Origin of the sequence: Streptomyces lonarensis (assembly GCF_012033735.1) — a bacterium.
In the GTDB taxonomy this organism is placed as follows: domain Bacteria; phylum Actinomycetota; class Actinomycetes; order Streptomycetales; family Streptomycetaceae; genus Streptomyces; species Streptomyces lonarensis.
On the sequence record NZ_JAAVJD010000041.1, the window covers coordinates 1 to 15,380 of the forward strand.

Below are 15,380 nucleotides of genomic sequence, written 5' to 3' on the forward strand. Positions count from 1 at the left end.
GGCCCGACGGCGGCCCCTCCGGGGCCCGCCGTCGCCACCGCCCTGACGCACCCCGTTGCCGACCCTGTCGCCGCCGGGTACGACGAGGGCGAGCGGGACACCATCCATCGGCTGATGCGGGACCGCCGCGACATCCAGCACGGCTTCCTGCCCGAGCCGGTCGAGCACGACCAGCTGCTGCGGCTCCTGGAGGCCGCCCACACCGCGCCCGCCGTCGGCCCGGCGCAGCCCTGGGACTTCCTCGTCATCCGCTCCCAGGAGACCCGCACCGCCGTCCACGACCTGGTGCGCCGTCAGCACGAGGAGTACGCCAAGTCGCTGCCGCGCGCCCGCGCGCGGCAACTGCCGGAACCCGCCGCCCGCGCCGTCCTGGAGGCGCCGGTCACGATCGTCGTCACCGCCGACGGCACGCGGGGCGGCCGCCCCGCGCTCGGCCCGCTCGGCGGCCCGGACGCCGCGCCGTACTCCGCCGCCCTCGCCGTGGAGAACCTCATGCTCGCGGCGCGCGCCGAAGGGCTGGGCGTCGGCTGGATCGGCTTCCACGACGACCGTGAACTCGGCGCCGTCCTCGGGCTGCCCGAGCACCTGGAGATCGTCGCCTACCTCTGCGTCGGGCATGTCGACGCCGCGCCGCGCGAGGCGGGCCCGGAGACCGACCCGGCCACCGGCCGTCCGCTCTCCTGGGTGGTGCACGAGGAGTCGTACGGCCGGCGCGCCCTGCCCGGCGCGGCCCCGCACGACCTGCTCGGTGAGACGCTGGCCGCCATCCGGCCGCTGGACGCCCAGTCCCTGGCCGAGGCGTGGGAGCGGCAGCGCCGCATGACCAAGCCGCCCGGGGCGCTCGGCGCGCTGGAGGTCATCTCCGCCCAGCTGTGCGGGCTGACACGCAGCTGCCCGCCGCCCGTCCCCGAGCCCGCCGCGCTCGCCGTCTTCGCCGGGGACCACGGCGTCCACGCCCAGGGCGTGAGCTCCTGGCCGCAGGAGGTGACCGCCCAGATGGTCGCCAACTTCCTCGGCGGGGGAGCGGTCTGCAACGCCTTCGCCGCGCAGGTCGGCGCCGAGGTCTGCGTCATCGACGTGGGGGTCCGCGGCGAGCTGCCGGCGATGCCCGGACTGATGCCACGCAAGGTGCGCGCCGGCACCGGTGACTTCACCGGCGGCCCGGCCCTGACCCGGGCCGAGGTGCTGCGGGCGCTGGAGGTCGGCGTGGAGACGGCGCGCGACCTCGTCGCCGCCGGGAACCGGGCGCTGCTCACGGGGGAGATGGGCGTGGCCAACACGACCGTCTCCGCCGCGCTGACCGCCGTCTTCACCGGTGCCGACGCCGCCGAGGTCACCGGCCGCGGCTCGGGGGTCGACGACGACACCCACGCGCGGAAGGTGGCCGTCGTGCGGGCCGCGCTCGATCTGCACCGGCCGGACCCCGCCGACCCGATCGCCGTCCTGGCCGCGGTCGGCGGACTGGAGCACGCGGCGCTCACCGGTCTGATCCTCGGCGGTGCCTCGATGCGGGTCCCGGTGATCCTCGACGGCGTCACCGCCGGCGCCGCCGCGCTGGTCGCCCGCGCGATCGCGCCCGAGTCGGTCTCCGCGTGCGTCGCGGGCCACCGGGGCGCCGACCCGGGGCACCTCGCGGCACTCACCGCCCTGGGGCTGCGGCCGCTGGTCGACCTCGACCTGCGGATGGGCGAGGGCACCGGCGCGCTGCTGGCGCTGCCGGTGGTGCAGGCGGCCGCGCGGGCCCTGCGCGAGGTCGCCACCTTCGACAGCACGGGCGTCGCCGGCCGCTGACCCGCGCCGCACCACCGGGCGCACCACCGGCCCGCACCGCCGAACGCACCCGCCGTGCGGGCCGTCCCGGCGGCCGGACCGCACGGCGGCCCGCCGCGCCCGGCGACTAGGGTGAGGGCGGCGCGCCGCCTGCCGCCGCACCGCTGAGCACGCCCCAGAGAGGCAGCCGCACCATGTCCTCCTCCCCACCTCCGCCGGGACCGCCCGCCTACCCCGTCGGGCTGCGCCTGGCAGGCCGCCGTGTACTGGTCCTCGGCGGCGGGGCCGTCGCGCGGCGCCGGCTCCCCGCGCTCGTCGCCGCAGGCGCGGACGTGCTGCTGGTCTCGCCCGAGGCCACTCCCACCGTCGAGGCCATGGCGACCGCCGGGGAGATCCGCTGGGAGCGCCGCGGCTACCGCCCCGGCGACCTCGACGGCGCCTGGTACGCGTTGATCGCCACCGACGACCCCGAGGTCAACCACGCGGCCTCCGCCGAGGCGGAGGAGCGCCGGATCTGGTGCGTCCGCAGCGACGACGCCGCGGCGGCCACCGCCTGGACCCCGGCCACCGGCCGCACCGACGGCGTCACCGTCGCCGTCCTCACCGGCCGCGACCCCCGGCGCTCCGCCGCGGTGCGGGACGCCGTGGTCGAGGGACTGCGCGACGGCTCGCTCGCCGCGCCCCGCCACCGCGCCCGCACCCCCGGCGTCGCGATCGTCGGTGGCGGCCCGGGAGACCCGGACCTCATCACGGTGCGGGGCCGCCGACTGCTGGCCGAGGCGGACGTGGTGGTCGCCGACCGCCTGGGCCCGCGCGACCTGCTGGACGAACTCCCGGCCCACACCCGGGTGGTGGACGCGGCGAAGATCCCGTACGGCCGCGCCATGGCCCAGGAGGCGATCAACGAGGCGCTCGTCGAGCACGCCCGCGCCGGGCTGAACGTGGTGCGTCTGAAGGGCGGCGACCCCTACGTCTTCGGCCGCGGGATGGAGGAGGCCAACGCGGTCGCGCGCGCCGGGTTCCCCGTCACCGTGGTCCCCGGGATCACCTCGGCGGTCAGCGTGCCGGCCGCCGCCGGCATCCCGGTGACCCACCGCGGCGTCGCCCACGAGTTCACGGTCGTCAGCGGCCACCTCGCTCCCGACGACCCGCGGTCCCTGGTGGACTGGCCGGCGCTCGCCCGGCTGCGCGGCACCCTCGTGCTGCTGATGGCGGTGGAGCGTGCCGGCGCCATCGCCGAGGTGCTGGTGCGGCACGGTCGCGCCGCCGACACCCCGGTCGCGGTCATCCAGGAGGGCACCACCGCCGCACAGCGGCGGGTCGACGCCACCCTCGCCGACCTGGCCACGACGATCACCGCCCACGCACTGCGGCCGCCGGCCGTCATCGTGGTGGGCGAGGTCGTCGCCGCGGCGGAACCGGCCACGCTCGCCGCGCCGGCGGCCCGGTGCGGCACCGGGGATGCGGCGACGCCGGACGACGCCTCCGGCGCGGCGGGGAGCGCGGGATGACCACCCCCGGCCCCCACCCCGGCCCCGTGCACGTCGCCGACCCGGCGGACCCACGGCTGGCCGACTACACCGACCTCACCGACGTGGCGCTCCGCAGCCGCCGCGAGCCCGCCGAGGGCCTCTTCATGGCCGAGGGGGAGAAGGTCATCCGCCGCGCGCTGCTCGCGGGCCACGCCGCGCGGTCGCTGCTGCTGACGCCCCGGTGGGCGGAGCAGATGCGGGAGGTCTGGGAGAACCTCGCCGCGCCGGTCTACGTCGTGGAGCCCGAGGTCGCCCGAGAGGTGACCGGCTACCACGTCCACCGTGGGGCGCTCGCCGCGCTGCACCGGCCCGTACTGCCGGCCGTCGGCGGCCTGTTGACCGGTGCGGAGGCGGGCGCACCCCGCCGGGTGGCGGTCTTGGAGGACATCGTCGACCACGCCAACGTCGGCGCCGCCTTCCGGAACGCCGCCGCGCTCGGGGTGGACGCCGTCCTGCTGTCGCCCCGCTGCGCGGACCCGCTGTACCGTCGTGCGGTCAAGGTGTCGATGGGCGCGGTGCTGCAGCTGCCGTGGACCCGGTTCCAGTCCTACCCCCGGGACCTCGCCCTCCTCGGGGAGCACGGCTACACCACGGCGGCACTCTGCCTGGCCGACGACTCCGTGACCCTCGACGAGCTGGCCGCCCGGCGACCGGACCGGCTGGCGCTGCTGCTGGGCACCGAGGGGGAGGGGCTGTCGCCGCACGCGCTGCGCGGCAGCGACCTGCGGGTGCGAATCCCGATGACGGCGGGGGTCGACTCCCTCAACGTCGCCGCGGCCTCCGCGGTGGCGTTCTACGCGACCCGGCCCTGACCCCCGCCGAGCGCGGTCAGCCCGAGGCGTCACCGCCGGCCGGCGCGAGCGGCGCCCGCATCACGTGGAGGCCGACGTACCCCTCGGCGGGGTGCAGGAACGCCTCCGGCACGGTGCCCACGACCGAGAAGCCGAGAGTGCGGTAGAGCCGCACGGCGTGCACGTTGGTCTCCACCACCGCGTTGTACTGCATCGCGCGGTACCCGGCGCCCCGCGCCCAGCTCAGGCTCTCCTCCACCAGCGCCCGCCCCGCGCCGCGACCTCCGGCACCCGGGTCGACCATGTAGCTGGCGCTCGCCACGTGCGCGCCGTTGCCGCCCTGGTTCGGGTACATCTTGGCGCTGCCCAGCACCGCACCGCCGTCGTCGACCGCCACCGTCACGCGCGCCGGCGGCGGCAGCATCCACAGCGCGCGCCCCTGCTGCTCGGTGGTGCCGGTGTCGTAGCAGAAGGTGTCACCCGCCGCCACGATCCGATGGAAGAACGGCCAGATCGCCGACCAGTCCCGGTCGGTCGCTTCCCTGATCAGCATGGGCGCCATCGTCTCATCCGCGCCGGCCGGCTCGGTGGGCGCCGTGAGGCGTCCTACGTCACAACGGGCTCTGGCCCTGTGCCGCCGCGATGCCGAGCGCGACCAGGAAGGTCACCGTCACGAAGACCACCACCCGCTGCCGCAGCAACCGGGTGTCCCAGCGCCGCCGCCCGGCAGCAGGCCGGCGGCGCTCCGGCGCGCGCGGCCGCCCACCGCGCGCCGGACGGTCCGGGCGCTGGGCGGGACGGGCCGGCGCGGTGGACCTGCGCGGCGCGGGCGGCGCCGGGGTCTCGCGCGGCGCCACCGCCGCGGCCTGCCGCTGCATCCCGAGACCGGCGCCCCGCGCCTCGCGGGTCGCGATCTCCTTCAGCCGCATGGAGAGTTGCAGGGTGGTCGGGCGCTCCTCGGGCTGCTTGGCCAGGCAGGCGCGCAGCAGCGGGCCCAGCGCGGCGGGCACGCCCCGCAGTTGGGCCTCCTCGTGCACCACCCGGTAGAGCAGGACCTCCGAACTGCCCTCGCCGAACGGCGACTCGCCGAGCGCGGCATGGGCGAGGGTCGCCCCCAGCGAGAAGACGTCGGTCGCCGGGGTGACGGCCACGCCCCGGACCTGCTCCGGCGCGAGGAAGCCGGGGGAGCCCACCGCGGTCCCGACGTGCGTCAGGGTGGAGGCGCCCGTCGCCCACGCGATGCCGAAGTCGATGATGCGCGGACCCTTGGGCGACAGCAGGATGTTGGAGGGCTTGAGATCGCGGTGGACGACGCCCGCCTCGTGGACGGCGACCAACCCCTCCGCCAGCGCCGCGCCGATCGCGGCGGTCTCCGCCGCCGGCAGCGGCCCGTCCGAGGCCACCCGGTCGTGGAGCGAGGGGCCCGGCACGTACTGGGTCGCGAACCACGGCTTCGCCGCGTCGAGGTCGGCCGCCACCAGCCGTGCGGTGCACCCGCCGCGGATGCGGCGCGCCGCGGAGACCTCCCGCGCGAACCGGGACCGGAACTCCGGGTCCTCCGCGAGGTCCGGGCGGATCACCTTCAGCGCGACGCGCTGGCCGCGCCGGTCGGAGCCGAGGTAGACCACTCCCATGCCGCCGGCCCCCAGGCGCCGGTGCAGCCGGAACGAGCCGACGACCCGGGGGTCCTCGCGCCGCAGCCGCATCATCGCCATGTCCATCCCCGTCGCCGGCCCGTTGCACTGTCGCCGACAGCTTACGGACTGAGGGCCCTGGGCGCCGACAGGCCGCGCAGCCGACGCGCCCTTGGGGGACAACCCTGAGACGGGGGAGGGGGAGTCCACCTTCAGGACGACACCGGCCGCGCGCCGTCATCCTCCCGGATGCGCCCGGACGGTACGGCGGGGGGACGACGGCGGCCCGGCCCGCGCCCTAGCGTGGGAACCAGCGGCGGGCAGTCAGCGGTACTCGCCCCCCGAGGCCGACCGCCCGCCGCGACCACGTGACAACTCCCCTCGCCCCGGCCCCGGTCGGCGGGCGGGGGAGACGACGGGACGGCGAGCAGGAGGTGGCGGGAATGGCCCAGGCGGCACCGTCGGCGGCACCGGTGAAGGACCGGCCGCTGGAGTACGGCCAGGCGAACGGCCGCCGCCATCCCCTCGTCGCGCTCGCCATGGTGCTTCCGTTCGCCCTCGCGCTCGCCGTGCTGTTCGGCGGGGTGGAGGCGGTCGTGACACAGGTGTCGTCCGTGGCCGGTGCGATCGGGTGGTGACACCCGGGCCCGGAAGAGCGGCCGGGCCTGCTCGCACCGGATGACGGCCCCGTGGGGACGGGGGTGTCGGACGGCACGGTGGCCGGGGACGGAACAGGTCCCCGGCCACCGTCATTCCCCGGCGCGGACCACCCGCACGGGCGACCCCGCACAGCCGGCAGGAGACAGCACAGCGGCCGAGGAACCGTGGTTCCCCGGCCGCTGCCGGTGGTGGACGATACTGGGATTGAACCAGTGACCTCTTCCGTGTCAGGGAAGCGCTCTCCCGCTGAGCTAATCGTCCGGGAGGACGGTGCCGAAGCACCCGTGCGCGATACTGGGATTGAACCAGTGACCTCTTCCGTGTCAGGGAAGCGCTCTCCCGCTGAGCTAATCGCGCGGGCAACCCCCGAGGGGGCGTGGTGGACGATACTGGGATTGAACCAGTGACCTCTTCCGTGTCAGGGAAGCGCTCTCCCGCTGAGCTAATCGTCCGAGGTGGAGACGGGATTTGAACCCGTGTAGACGGCTTTGCAGGCCGTTGCCTCGCCTCTCGGCCACTCCACCACGAGGGACAGGCCCTCGAGAGCGGACGACGAGACTCGAACTCGCGACATCCACCTTGGCAAGGTGGTGCTCTACCAACTGAGCTACGTCCGCATTGCCGTTCCGGTCCGCTCACGCGTCCCGGCGACGTGGTGAACTCTATCCGATTCCGGTGACAGCTCAAACTCGGTTCCCCACGGGGTGTGCGGCGGACCGGCCCGGGGGTCCGGATGCGGACCCCCGTCCTAGACTCGCTCACGTGCACGAACTCGCCCCCATGGCCCGCTTCGGCGGCCTGCTCGCCACCGACCTGCGCGACGTGACCGACGATCCGCGGGCCCTGTCGTCCAGCGGCTGGTGGGCGGTGGCGGCACGGTACGACGGCGGGTTGGTCTGCGCCCGGTTCGGCGACGTGCGTCCCGCGCCGGTCCCCCCGCCCGGCCGGTGGCGCGGCCCCGCCACCGACGGCTGGCACAGCTCGCTCGACCGGGAGGCCTACACCGCCGGGGTGCGCCGCATCCGCGCCCACATAGCCGCCGGCGAGGTCTACCAGGCCAACCTCTGCCGCGTGCTCTCGGCCGCCGTGGAACCCGGCGCCGACATCGACGCCCTCACCGCGCACCTGGCGGCCGGCAACCCCGCGCCCCACGCAGGGACGATCCGACTGCCGCGCCACGGCGTGGAGATCGCCACGGCCTCCCCCGAGCTGTACCTGCGGCGGACCGGCGACACCGTGGAGTCCGGACCGATCAAGGGCACCGCCCCCACCGCCGGGGAACTGCTCCCCAAGGACCACGCCGAGAACGTCATGATCGTGGACCTGGTCCGCAACGACCTCGGCCGGGTCTGCGCCCCGGGCACCGTCACCGTGCCCGAGCTGTGCGTCACCGAGACCCACCCCGGGCTGGTGCACCTCGTCTCCACGGTGCGCGGCCGCCTCGCCCCGGGCGCCGGCTGGCCCGAGCTGCTGGAGCACACCTTCCCCCCGGGCTCCGTCACCGGAGCCCCCAAGTCCAGCGCCCTGGCCGTCATCGAGGCCCTGGAGACGGCGCCGCGCGGCCCCTACTGCGGCGGGGTCGGCTGGGTGGACGCCGACCGCGGCACCGGGACCCTCGCGGTCGCCATCCGCACCTTCTGGATCGACCGGCCCGCGGACGGGCCCCCACTGCTGCGGTTCGGAACCGGCGCCGGGATCACCTGGGGCTCCGACCCCGACCACGAGTGGCGCGAGACCGAGCTCAAGGCGGCCCGCCTGCTCACCGTCGCGGCCGGCTGAACCCCGGCCGGTGCGGCCGGCCGCGGGGCGCGTCCGACGCGGACCGCGGCACTCCGCCCTAGGCTGGAGGCCGCGGCCCCGTGCCCGGCCCAGCCGTGCGCCCACCGGGCCGCCGACCGACAGCGGCGAGGCGAGGGACACATGCGGATCTGGCTCAACGGCACCCTGCGGACCGAGCAGGAGGCGGGCGTCTCCGTCTTCGACCACGGGCTGACCGTGGGGGACGGCGTCTTCGAGACGATGAAGACCGTGGACGGCGCGCCGTTCGCCCTCACCCGCCACCTCGACCGGCTCGCCCGGTCGGCCGCCGGGCTCGGCCTCCCCGCCCCCGACCTCGCCGAGCTGCGCCGCGCCTGCCACGAGACGGTCGCCGCCTCGCCCCACCCCCTGGGACGGCTCCGCCTGACGTACACCGGCGGCAGCGCCCCGATGGGCTCCGACCGCGCGGAGACGGTCACCCCCACCGTGCTCGCCGCCCACTTCCCGATCACCCGCCGCCCCGACACCACCGCCGCCGTCACCGTGCGGTGGACGAGGAACGAGCGCGGCGCCCTCAGCGGGCTGAAGACCACCTCCTACGGCGAGAACGTCGTGGCGCTGGCCGCGGCACGGGCGCGCGCCGCCACCGAGGCGATCTTCCCCAACACCACCGGCGCGCTCTGCGAGGGCACCGGCACCAACGTCTTCGTCGTGCTGGGCAGCCGCGCCTGGACCCCGCCGCTCTCCTCGGGGGCGCTGGCGGGGGTCACGCGTGCGCTGGTGCTGGAGTGGACCGACGCGCAGGAGGCCGAGCTGCCGATGGACGCGCTGGAGCGCGCCGAGGAGGTCTTCCTCACCTCCACCACCCGCGACGTGCAGGCCGTCGCCCGGCTCGACGGCCGCGACCTGCCCGCCGCGCCCGGCCCGGTGACCGCCGAGGCGATGCGGGTCTTCGCCGAGCGCGCCGCCGCCGACGTCGACCCCTGACGGCCGGCGCCGCCCCCCCCGGCGCCGGTCTCCGGCGGGTCCCGATCCCGGCGGGGGCTGGTCGGTGGCGGCGGACGTGCGCGAGGATGCTGAGGTGACGACCACACTGCGACCCACCGGCCCCGAGGAGCGCGACGCCGCGGGCGGCCGCTCCCGCCGCTACACCATCTCCGTCAACGGCCGCCCCGCCGGCCGGGTCCATCTGGCCGCGGACCCCGGGGACGCCCCGGTGGGCAGAATCCACGAGCTGGTGGTGGACCCCGCCGACCGCCGCCGCGGGCGAGGGACGGTGGCGGCCCTCGCCGCCGAGGAGGTGCTGCGGGGTTGGGGGTGCGGCGCCGTCGAGCTCCGTCTCGACGCCGACGGCAGCGCCGCGCTCCGCCTCGCCGAGCAGCTGGGCTGGGTGGAGCGGAGCCGGAACATGGTCAAGGAGGTCGCTCCCGACGCCGGCGGGCCCGAGCTGCCGGCCGGGGTGGCGCTGCGGGAGATGAGCGCGGCGGAGTACCCGGAGTGGCTGGCTGCCGAGCGGGAGGACTACGTCCGCGCCTGGACCGACCGCGGTCTCCCGCCGGCCGCCGCGGCCCGCCGCGCGGACAGCGCGTACACCCGGCTGCTGGCCGAGGGCCCGGTGACCCCGGGGACCATCCTGCGGGTGCTGGAGATCGGGGGCGGGCGCGCCGGGGCGCTGTGGCTCCGCAACGGCGGGGAGCTTCCCGACGGCGCCGAGTCCTACGTCTACTCGGTGGCCGTCGCGCCGGAGCAGCGGGGCCGGGGGCTGGGCCGCGCCCTGATGGTCGAGGCGGAGCGGGTCTGCGCCGCCGCCGGCCTGCGCCTGCTCGGGCTGCACGTCTTCGCCGACAACACCCCGGCCCGACGGCTCTACGACGCTCTGGGGTACCGCACGGTCACGGTGAACACCGTCAAGCCGATCGGCTGAGCAGCGACTCGGCGATCCCGGTGATCCGCTCGCGCAGCCCCTCCTGGCTCGCCCCGCCGTCGAGCCGCTGCCCATCGATCAGATAGGTCGGGGTCCCCGTGACGCCGAGGGCCGCGCCCTCGGCCTGGTCCGCGTCGACCATGAGCATGTGGCGGCCGTCGATCAGCGCGGTGTCCATCTCCTCGGCGTCGAGACCCAGTTCGGCCGCGAGCTCCAGCAGCACCGGCTGGCCGCGCTTCCCCAGCTCCCCGGTGCGCGCCAGGAGAGCGGCGACGAACGCGTCACCGCGGCCCTGGGCGTAGGCCTCCTCGGCGGCCTGGGCCGCCGCGAGCGCGTGCGGGTGGCGGGGGAGGGGAAAGTGCCGCAGCCGGATGGTCAGGGTCTCGCCGAACCGCTCCCGCAACGCGGCGAGGTCGCTCTGCGCGAGGTGGCAGTCCGGGCACTGGAGGTCGCACCACACGTCGAGGACGGCGGCTCCGGGAGAATCGTTCATGGCCGTATTCTCCCTCCCCTCCGGCGGGCGGCGGCGCCCCGGTCGCGGCCTTGCTGCGGCGGCGGATGCGGCTCACCCCGAAATGTCCCTGACATTCGGCCGGAGGATGGCTGATCCGGGCGTGGCGCGGCAGGATGGAACCATGCTTGGGATGCTGATTTACGCCGTCTGCGGCACGCTCACCGCAGGAGGGCTCTGGTTCGCCTACCGCTCGTTCCGGCGCCGCCGCTACGCGACGGGGCTGCGCACCGCCTCGGTGGCGCTGCTGCCGATGGGCCTGGCCATGACGGGTGTGGTGCGGTTCGTTCTCAACATGACCTTCAATCCGCTCGCGTGGGCCGGTGTCGCACTGGTCGGCCTCGCGGTGGTGCTGTTCATGGTGGCCCGTGCGCTGGATGCCCGGGGTGTCCCGGACGGGGGCTCCGGCCCGACCCCGGGGCAGGAGCCGTCGGCCGTCCCGGCCGCGGCGGCCGGCGGGGAGCTCCCGTCCGCCCCGCGCCGTGAGGCGCCCGCCAAGAAGCAGGCGGGGGGCACCGGGACGGAGGACTTCTCGGACATCGAAGCGATCCTCAAAAAACACGGGATCTGACGAATTAGCAGCCCCTGGGGGCCCTTTGGGCTCGACGGGGGTCTGATCTGCGCCATGATCGCCGGGAGATGGCGTACAGAACACGGGGAGCGATCTCCCCGCTCACGACCGACCGCCCGCCGCTTCCCGGGCGGCGGGCCGAAGAACAGCAGCGCGGCTGCCTCTTCGCCCTTGCCCAACTCCCGCTCATCATCTTCCTTGCGGTGATCGGGACCTTGTTGACCGTCGCGGCGGTGCACGACCTGTTCCTGTTGTGATGCTCCCGCTGTGAGGCCTGCTGGTCCCCGCCGCCCGCCCTCAGCGGGCGGCGTCCGCCTGGCGCTGCCGCGCCCGGTAGGCGGCGACGTGCAGCCGGTTGCCGCAGGTGCGGCTGTCGCAGTAGCGGCGCGAGCGGTTGCGGGAGAGGTCGACGAAGGCACGGCCGCAGTCCGGTGCCTCGCAGTGCCGCAGCCGTTCCAGCTCCCCCGCAACCAGCAGGAACCCCAGCGCCATGCCGCAGTCGGCCGCGAGGTGGTCGGCGAGGGAGGCCCCGGGGGCGAAGTAGTGGACGTGCCAGTCGTACCCGTCGTGGTCGGTCAGCTGCGGGGTGGTGCCGGCCGAGGCCACCATCTCGTTGAGCAGCCCGGCGACCTCCCGTCCCGAGTCGGCGGCCAGGACGCGCTCGAACCGCTCACGGGTGCGGAGCACGCCGTCGAGGTCGGCCTCGGTGAGGTCCGCGAGCACGATGCCGCTGACGGTGAGGGTGCCGACGAACGTGCGGAGGGCGGCGACGTCGGTGAGGCGTTCGCCCTCCCCGGCGGCGGGGGCGGTGTTGAGGAGCTCGACCACGTGGTCCAGCGCGCACCGCGTGTCGTGGTTGATGAGCACCTGGTGGGTCTCCCGGTCCGAGGGCGCGGCGAGTAACCGGGAAACTCTAACGCGCGTGCCGGGTACCGCCGCGTGGTGGTGCGGCGGTACCCGGCACGCGCGGGCCGTTGCCCGGCCCCGCCGTCGCCCCGAGTTCGGACGGCGGGGCCGACGGCCTCAGCTCTCCGCGAGGATGTGGGAGAGCTCGGTGTCGAGGTCGAAGTGGCGGTGTTCGGTACCGGGCGGCACCGCCGCGTCGGTCCGCTTGAGGAAGGACTCCAGAGCTCGGGCGGGAGCCTCCAGCAAGGCCTCGCCCTCGGGCGAGCTGAGGGCGATGCAGACCACCCCCTGACCGTGGCTGCGTGACGGCCACACCCGGACGTCACCGGTGCCGGTGGGCCGGTGGAGCCCCTCGGCCAGCAGGTCGCGGGCGAAGACCCACTCGACGGTCTCCTCCGCTCCGGTGTGGAAGGTGGCATGCACGGCGTACGGATCGCCGGTGTCATACCGCAGTCCTGCGGGTACGGGCAGTGACGACTCGCTCGATACGACGAGGCGCAGGTGCAGCTCGCAGCTGACCGTGGTGTTCATAGGCGCCAATGCCTTTCGCTCAGTGTGCGCTCGGGGCTTCGCACGTCGGCGAGATCGATGTGCCACGTACTGGTGGGTTGTAAACCCTTCTGTGCCATTTGCGAGGTTTGAAGTCATTCGAATGGCGCAGTCTGTGGGGGGTCGGCTCGCCCGCGTGGGTGATTGCGACAAATGTTCGAACATGGTCTCTTGTGGGTGAGGGGGGTCCTGCGGGGTGGGTGGGTGAGGGGTGCGGGGGCACGACGTCGGGTGGGGTAGTCTGTGATCACCGCAGCGGGCGATTAGCTCAGTGGAAGAGCGCTTCGTTCACACCGAAGAGGTCACTGGTTCGAACCCAGTATCGCCCACCGCAACGGCCGAGGGGTCGGAGCTTCGTGCTCCGGCCCCTCGGTGTTTCCGTGTTTCCGCCCGGTCGGCCGACCGGGGTGCGCCCGACCCGCCGGCGTCGCCCGCGGCGGGGGCCGTGAGGGCCCGGCAGGGGTGCAGGTTTGGACGGACGGTGACCGACCTGTATGGTTCTCACGTGCCGCAGGGCACCGACGCGAGGGGCGATTAGCTCAGCGGAAGAGCGCTTCGTTCACACCGAAGAGGTCACTGGTTCGAACCCAGTATCGCCCACCCCTGCGAAAGCCGGTCCGTCCGCAGACGGACCGGCTTTCGCGTGCTCGCGCCGGGTGCGACGCGGGGCCACCCGGGGCCCGGAAAGCGTTTCGCCCCGTGACCACCGCCCTCGGTACGATTCACGCGGCCGCGGCGACCGCCGCGGCGGCTGGGCCTGTGTTGAGGAGAGACCGGTGTCGGACGTCCGTGTGACCATCCATCGCGATTCCGAGCGGGAAGAGCGTGTGGTGACCACGGGCACTACCGCGGCCGCCCTGTTCGAGGGTGAGCGCTCGATCGTCGCCGCACGCGTCGGCGGTGAGCTGCGCGACCTGGCCCACGAGCTGGGTGAGGGCGACGAGGTGGAGCCCGTCGAGATCGGCTCCGCCGACGGCCTCGACATCCTGCGGCACTCCGCGGCCCACGTGATGGCCCAGGCGGTCCAGGAGCTGTTCCCCTCCGCCCGCCTCGGTATCGGCCCGCCCATCCGCGACGGCTTCTACTACGACTTCGACGTCGAGGACCCGTTCAATCCCGACGACCTCAAGCGCGTCGAGAAGAAGATGCAGGAGATCATCAAGCGCGGTCAGCGCTTCGAGCGGCGCGTCGTCAGCGACGACGAGGCCCGGGAGGAACTCGCCGCCGAGCCCTTCAAGCTGGAGCTGATCGGGCTCAAGGGCTCCGCCGCCGAGGCCGCCGAGGGTGCGTCGGCAGAGGTCGGCGCCGGTGAGCTGACCATCTACGACAACGTCGACGCCAAGACCGGCGAGCTGTGCTGGAAGGACCTCTGCCGCGGTCCGCACCTGCCCACCACCCGGCTCATCCCGGCCGTGAAGCTGATGCGCTCCGCAGCCGCCTACTGGCGCGGCAGCGAGAAGAACCCGCAGCTGCAGCGGATCTACGGCACCGCCTGGCCGAGCCGCGACGAACTCAAGGCGCACCTGGAGTTCCTCGCCGAGGCCGAGAAGCGCGACCACCGCAAGCTCGGCGCCGAGCTGGACCTCTTCTCCATCCCCGAGGAGATCGGCTCCGGACTGGCCGTCTTCCACCCTCGCGGCGGCGTCGTCCGGCGCGTCATGGAGGACTACTCCCGCCGCCGCCACGAGGAGTCCGGCTACGAGTTCGTCTACACCCCGCACGCCACCAAGGGCACCCTCTTCGAGAAGTCGGGCCACCTCGACTGGTACGCCGACGGCATGTACCCGCCCATGCAGCTCGACGGGGGACAGGACTACTACCTGAAGCCCATGAACTGCCCGATGCACCACCTGATCTTCGACGCGCGCGGCCGTTCCTACCGCGAACTCCCGCTGCGACTGTTCGAGTTCGGCACCGTCTACCGCTACGAGAAGTCCGGCGTGGTCCACGGCCTGACCCGGGCCCGGGGCTTCACCCAGGACGACTCGCACATCTACTGCACCCGCGAGCAGATGGCGGACGAGCTCGACTCGCTCCTCACCTTCGTGCTCAACCTGCTGCGGGACTACGGCCTGGACGACTTCTACCTGGAGCTCTCCACCAAGGACCCGGAGAAGTTCGTCGGCTCCGACGAGGTCTGGGAGGAGTCCACCGCGGCGCTGCGCCAGGCGGCGGAGAAGCAGGGGCTGGAGCTGGTCATGGACCCGGCCGGCGCCGCGTTCTACGGGCCCAAGATCTCCGTGCAGGCCAAGGACGCCATCGGCCGCACCTGGCAGATGTCCACCATCCAGGTCGACTTCAACATGCCCGAGCGGTTCGAGCTGGAGTACACCGCCGCCGACGGCAGCCGGCAGCGCCCGGTCGTCATCCACCGGGCCCTCTTCGGGTCGATCGAGCGGTTCTTCGCGGTGCTGCTGGAGCACTACGCGGGCGTCTTCCCGCCCTGGCTGGCCCCGGTGCAGGCGGTCGGCATCCCGATCGGCGACGCCCACGTGCCCTACCTCCAGGAGTTCGCCGCCGAGGCGAAGGCGAGCGGGCTGCGCGTCGAGGTCGACGCCTCGTCGGACCGGATGCAGAAGAAGATCCGCAACGCGCAGAAGCAGAAGACCCCGCTCATGATCATCGCGGGTGACGAGGACGTCGCCGCCGGCGCGGTCTCCTTCCGGTACCGCGACGGCACCCAGCGCAACGGGGTGCCCCGCGAGGAGGCACTGGCCGAACTCCGCGAACTCGTGCGGACCCGCGCCCAGATCTGACCGCGGAGTAGGCGGCCG

General features: G+C 74.5%; 15 protein-coding genes and 7 tRNA genes. 12 read left to right on the forward strand and 10 right to left on the reverse strand.

Going from position 1 to position 15,380, the window contains the following annotated elements:
• The 3 genes from cobT to HCN56_RS08125 form a co-directional block, all read left to right on the forward strand.
• Positions 1-1,791 (forward strand): nicotinate-nucleotide--dimethylbenzimidazole phosphoribosyltransferase (gene cobT, locus HCN56_RS08115; RefSeq protein ID WP_167968825.1); only part of this gene is annotated, 1,791 nt, incomplete at its 5' end.
• Positions 1,792-1,964: 173 nt separating this feature from the next.
• A complete protein-coding gene (cobA, locus tag HCN56_RS08120) occupies positions 1,965-3,281 on the forward strand; it encodes a uroporphyrinogen-III C-methyltransferase (protein ID WP_167968826.1) in 1,317 nt (438 codons plus the stop codon).
• A complete protein-coding gene (locus HCN56_RS08125; RefSeq protein WP_167968827.1) occupies positions 3,278-4,114 on the forward strand; it encodes a TrmH family RNA methyltransferase in 837 nt (278 codons plus the stop codon). Before cobA ends, HCN56_RS08125 begins: the two co-directional genes overlap by 4 nt.
• 16 nt (positions 4,115-4,130) lie before the next feature.
• Here HCN56_RS08125 and HCN56_RS08130 read toward each other — a convergent pair whose 3' ends face one another.
• Both HCN56_RS08130 and HCN56_RS08135 read right to left on the reverse strand, forming a co-directional pair.
• The gene (locus HCN56_RS08130) at positions 4,131-4,646 is read right to left on the reverse strand and encodes a GNAT family N-acetyltransferase (protein WP_167968828.1); all 516 of its coding nucleotides are present in this window, start codon (positions 4,644-4,646) and stop codon (positions 4,131-4,133) included.
• A gap of 58 nt (positions 4,647-4,704) precedes the next feature.
• Positions 4,705-5,808, reverse strand: coding sequence for a serine/threonine-protein kinase (locus HCN56_RS08135; protein WP_209312491.1), 1,104 nt, complete (start codon positions 5,806-5,808; stop codon positions 4,705-4,707).
• A 362-nt stretch (positions 5,809-6,170) separates the two neighbouring features.
• Here HCN56_RS08135 and HCN56_RS08140 point away from each other — a divergent pair, with 362 nt between their 5' ends.
• Positions 6,171-6,365 (forward strand): hypothetical protein, encoded by a 195-nt coding sequence (locus HCN56_RS08140; protein WP_167968830.1) that lies wholly within the window; start codon positions 6,171-6,173, stop codon positions 6,363-6,365.
• A 208-nt stretch (positions 6,366-6,573) separates the two neighbouring features.
• On the opposite strand, the gene HCN56_RS08145 is transcribed toward HCN56_RS08140, so the two are convergent.
• The 5 genes from HCN56_RS08145 to HCN56_RS08165 all read right to left on the reverse strand — a co-directional run bounded on the left by HCN56_RS08145 (position 6,574) and on the right by HCN56_RS08165 (position 7,004).
• Positions 6,574-6,648 (reverse strand) — tRNA-Val (locus HCN56_RS08145).
• Between the two features lie 24 nt (positions 6,649-6,672).
• A tRNA-Val gene (locus tag HCN56_RS08150) sits at positions 6,673-6,744 on the reverse strand.
• A gap of 20 nt (positions 6,745-6,764) precedes the next feature.
• A tRNA-Val gene (locus HCN56_RS08155) sits at positions 6,765-6,839 on the reverse strand.
• Between the two features lies 1 nt (position 6,840).
• Positions 6,841-6,911 (reverse strand) — tRNA-Cys (locus tag HCN56_RS08160).
• Between the two features lie 20 nt (positions 6,912-6,931).
• Positions 6,932-7,004, reverse strand: a tRNA-Gly gene (locus HCN56_RS08165).
• Between the two features lie 145 nt (positions 7,005-7,149).
• Between HCN56_RS08165 and HCN56_RS08170 the strand changes: the two genes are divergently transcribed.
• The 3 genes from HCN56_RS08170 to HCN56_RS08180 all read left to right on the forward strand — a co-directional run bounded on the left by HCN56_RS08170 (position 7,150) and on the right by HCN56_RS08180 (position 10,069).
• On the forward strand, positions 7,150-8,166 hold the full coding sequence (locus HCN56_RS08170) for a chorismate-binding protein (RefSeq protein WP_167968831.1): 1,017 nt from the start codon (positions 7,150-7,152) through the stop codon (positions 8,164-8,166).
• A gap of 141 nt (positions 8,167-8,307) precedes the next feature.
• The gene (locus tag HCN56_RS08175) at positions 8,308-9,132 is read left to right on the forward strand and encodes an aminotransferase class IV (RefSeq protein WP_167968832.1); all 825 of its coding nucleotides are present in this window, start codon (positions 8,308-8,310) and stop codon (positions 9,130-9,132) included.
• 94 nt (positions 9,133-9,226) lie between these two features.
• A complete protein-coding gene (locus HCN56_RS08180; RefSeq protein ID WP_167968833.1) occupies positions 9,227-10,069 on the forward strand; it encodes a GNAT family N-acetyltransferase in 843 nt (280 codons plus the stop codon).
• Here the strand turns inward: HCN56_RS08180 and HCN56_RS08185 are convergent.
• The gene (locus HCN56_RS08185; protein ID WP_167968834.1) at positions 10,053-10,562 is read right to left on the reverse strand and encodes a DsbA family protein; all 510 of its coding nucleotides are present in this window, start codon (positions 10,560-10,562) and stop codon (positions 10,053-10,055) included. The genes HCN56_RS08180 and HCN56_RS08185 overlap by 17 nt on opposite strands.
• A gap of 151 nt (positions 10,563-10,713) precedes the next feature.
• On the opposite strand from HCN56_RS08185, the gene HCN56_RS08190 reads away from it, so the two are divergent.
• A complete protein-coding gene (locus tag HCN56_RS08190) occupies positions 10,714-11,151 on the forward strand; it encodes a hypothetical protein (RefSeq protein WP_167968835.1) in 438 nt (145 codons plus the stop codon).
• A gap of 68 nt (positions 11,152-11,219) precedes the next feature.
• Positions 11,220-11,408: a hypothetical protein gene (locus HCN56_RS08195; RefSeq protein ID WP_167968824.1), complete on the forward strand. Its 189-nt coding sequence runs from the start codon at positions 11,220-11,222 to the stop codon at positions 11,406-11,408.
• Between the two features lie 40 nt (positions 11,409-11,448).
• On the opposite strand, the gene HCN56_RS08200 is transcribed toward HCN56_RS08195, so the two are convergent.
• Together HCN56_RS08200 and HCN56_RS08205 are read right to left on the reverse strand one after the other, a co-directional pair.
• Positions 11,449-12,018, reverse strand: a complete 570-nt coding sequence (locus HCN56_RS08200) for a CGNR zinc finger domain-containing protein (protein ID WP_167968836.1) — start codon at positions 12,016-12,018, stop codon at positions 11,449-11,451.
• 156 nt (positions 12,019-12,174) lie between these two features.
• The gene (locus HCN56_RS08205) at positions 12,175-12,588 is read right to left on the reverse strand and encodes an SsgA family sporulation/cell division regulator (RefSeq protein ID WP_167931486.1); all 414 of its coding nucleotides are present in this window, start codon (positions 12,586-12,588) and stop codon (positions 12,175-12,177) included.
• Positions 12,589-12,863: 275 nt separating this feature from the next.
• Here HCN56_RS08205 and HCN56_RS08210 point away from each other — a divergent pair.
• From HCN56_RS08210 to thrS, 3 genes are all read left to right on the forward strand, one after another.
• A tRNA-Val gene (locus HCN56_RS08210) sits at positions 12,864-12,935 on the forward strand.
• 199 nt (positions 12,936-13,134) lie between these two features.
• Positions 13,135-13,206 (forward strand) — tRNA-Val (locus HCN56_RS08215).
• A 230-nt stretch (positions 13,207-13,436) separates the two neighbouring features.
• Positions 13,437-15,362, forward strand: a complete 1,926-nt coding sequence (thrS, locus tag HCN56_RS08220; RefSeq protein WP_312871129.1) for a threonine--tRNA ligase — start codon at positions 13,437-13,439, stop codon at positions 15,360-15,362.
• The last annotated feature ends 18 nt before the right edge of the window (positions 15,363-15,380 follow it).

Excerpts from the sequence above, each read along its gene's own strand:
- cobA (WP_167968826.1), top strand. The coding sequence starts at position 1,965 with ATGTCCTCCTCCCCACCTCCGCCGGGACCGCCCGCCTACCCCGTCGGG.
- HCN56_RS08125 (WP_167968827.1), top strand. The coding sequence starts at position 3,278 with ATGACCACCCCCGGCCCCCACCCCGGCCCCGTGCACGTCGCCGACCCG.
- HCN56_RS08130 (WP_167968828.1), bottom strand. The coding sequence starts at position 4,646 with ATGCTGATCAGGGAAGCGACCGACCGGGACTGGTCGGCGATCTGGCCG.
- HCN56_RS08135 (WP_209312491.1), bottom strand. The coding sequence starts at position 5,808 with ATGGCGATGATGCGGCTGCGGCGCGAGGACCCCCGGGTCGTCGGCTCG.
- HCN56_RS08140 (WP_167968830.1), top strand. The coding sequence starts at position 6,171 with ATGGCCCAGGCGGCACCGTCGGCGGCACCGGTGAAGGACCGGCCGCTG.
- HCN56_RS08175 (WP_167968832.1), top strand. The coding sequence starts at position 8,308 with ATGCGGATCTGGCTCAACGGCACCCTGCGGACCGAGCAGGAGGCGGGC.
- HCN56_RS08185 (WP_167968834.1), bottom strand. The coding sequence starts at position 10,562 with ATGAACGATTCTCCCGGAGCCGCCGTCCTCGACGTGTGGTGCGACCTC.
- HCN56_RS08190 (WP_167968835.1), top strand. The coding sequence starts at position 10,714 with ATGCTGATTTACGCCGTCTGCGGCACGCTCACCGCAGGAGGGCTCTGG.
- HCN56_RS08195 (WP_167968824.1), top strand. The coding sequence starts at position 11,220 with ATGGCGTACAGAACACGGGGAGCGATCTCCCCGCTCACGACCGACCGC.
- HCN56_RS08205 (WP_167931486.1), bottom strand. The coding sequence starts at position 12,588 with ATGAACACCACGGTCAGCTGCGAGCTGCACCTGCGCCTCGTCGTATCG.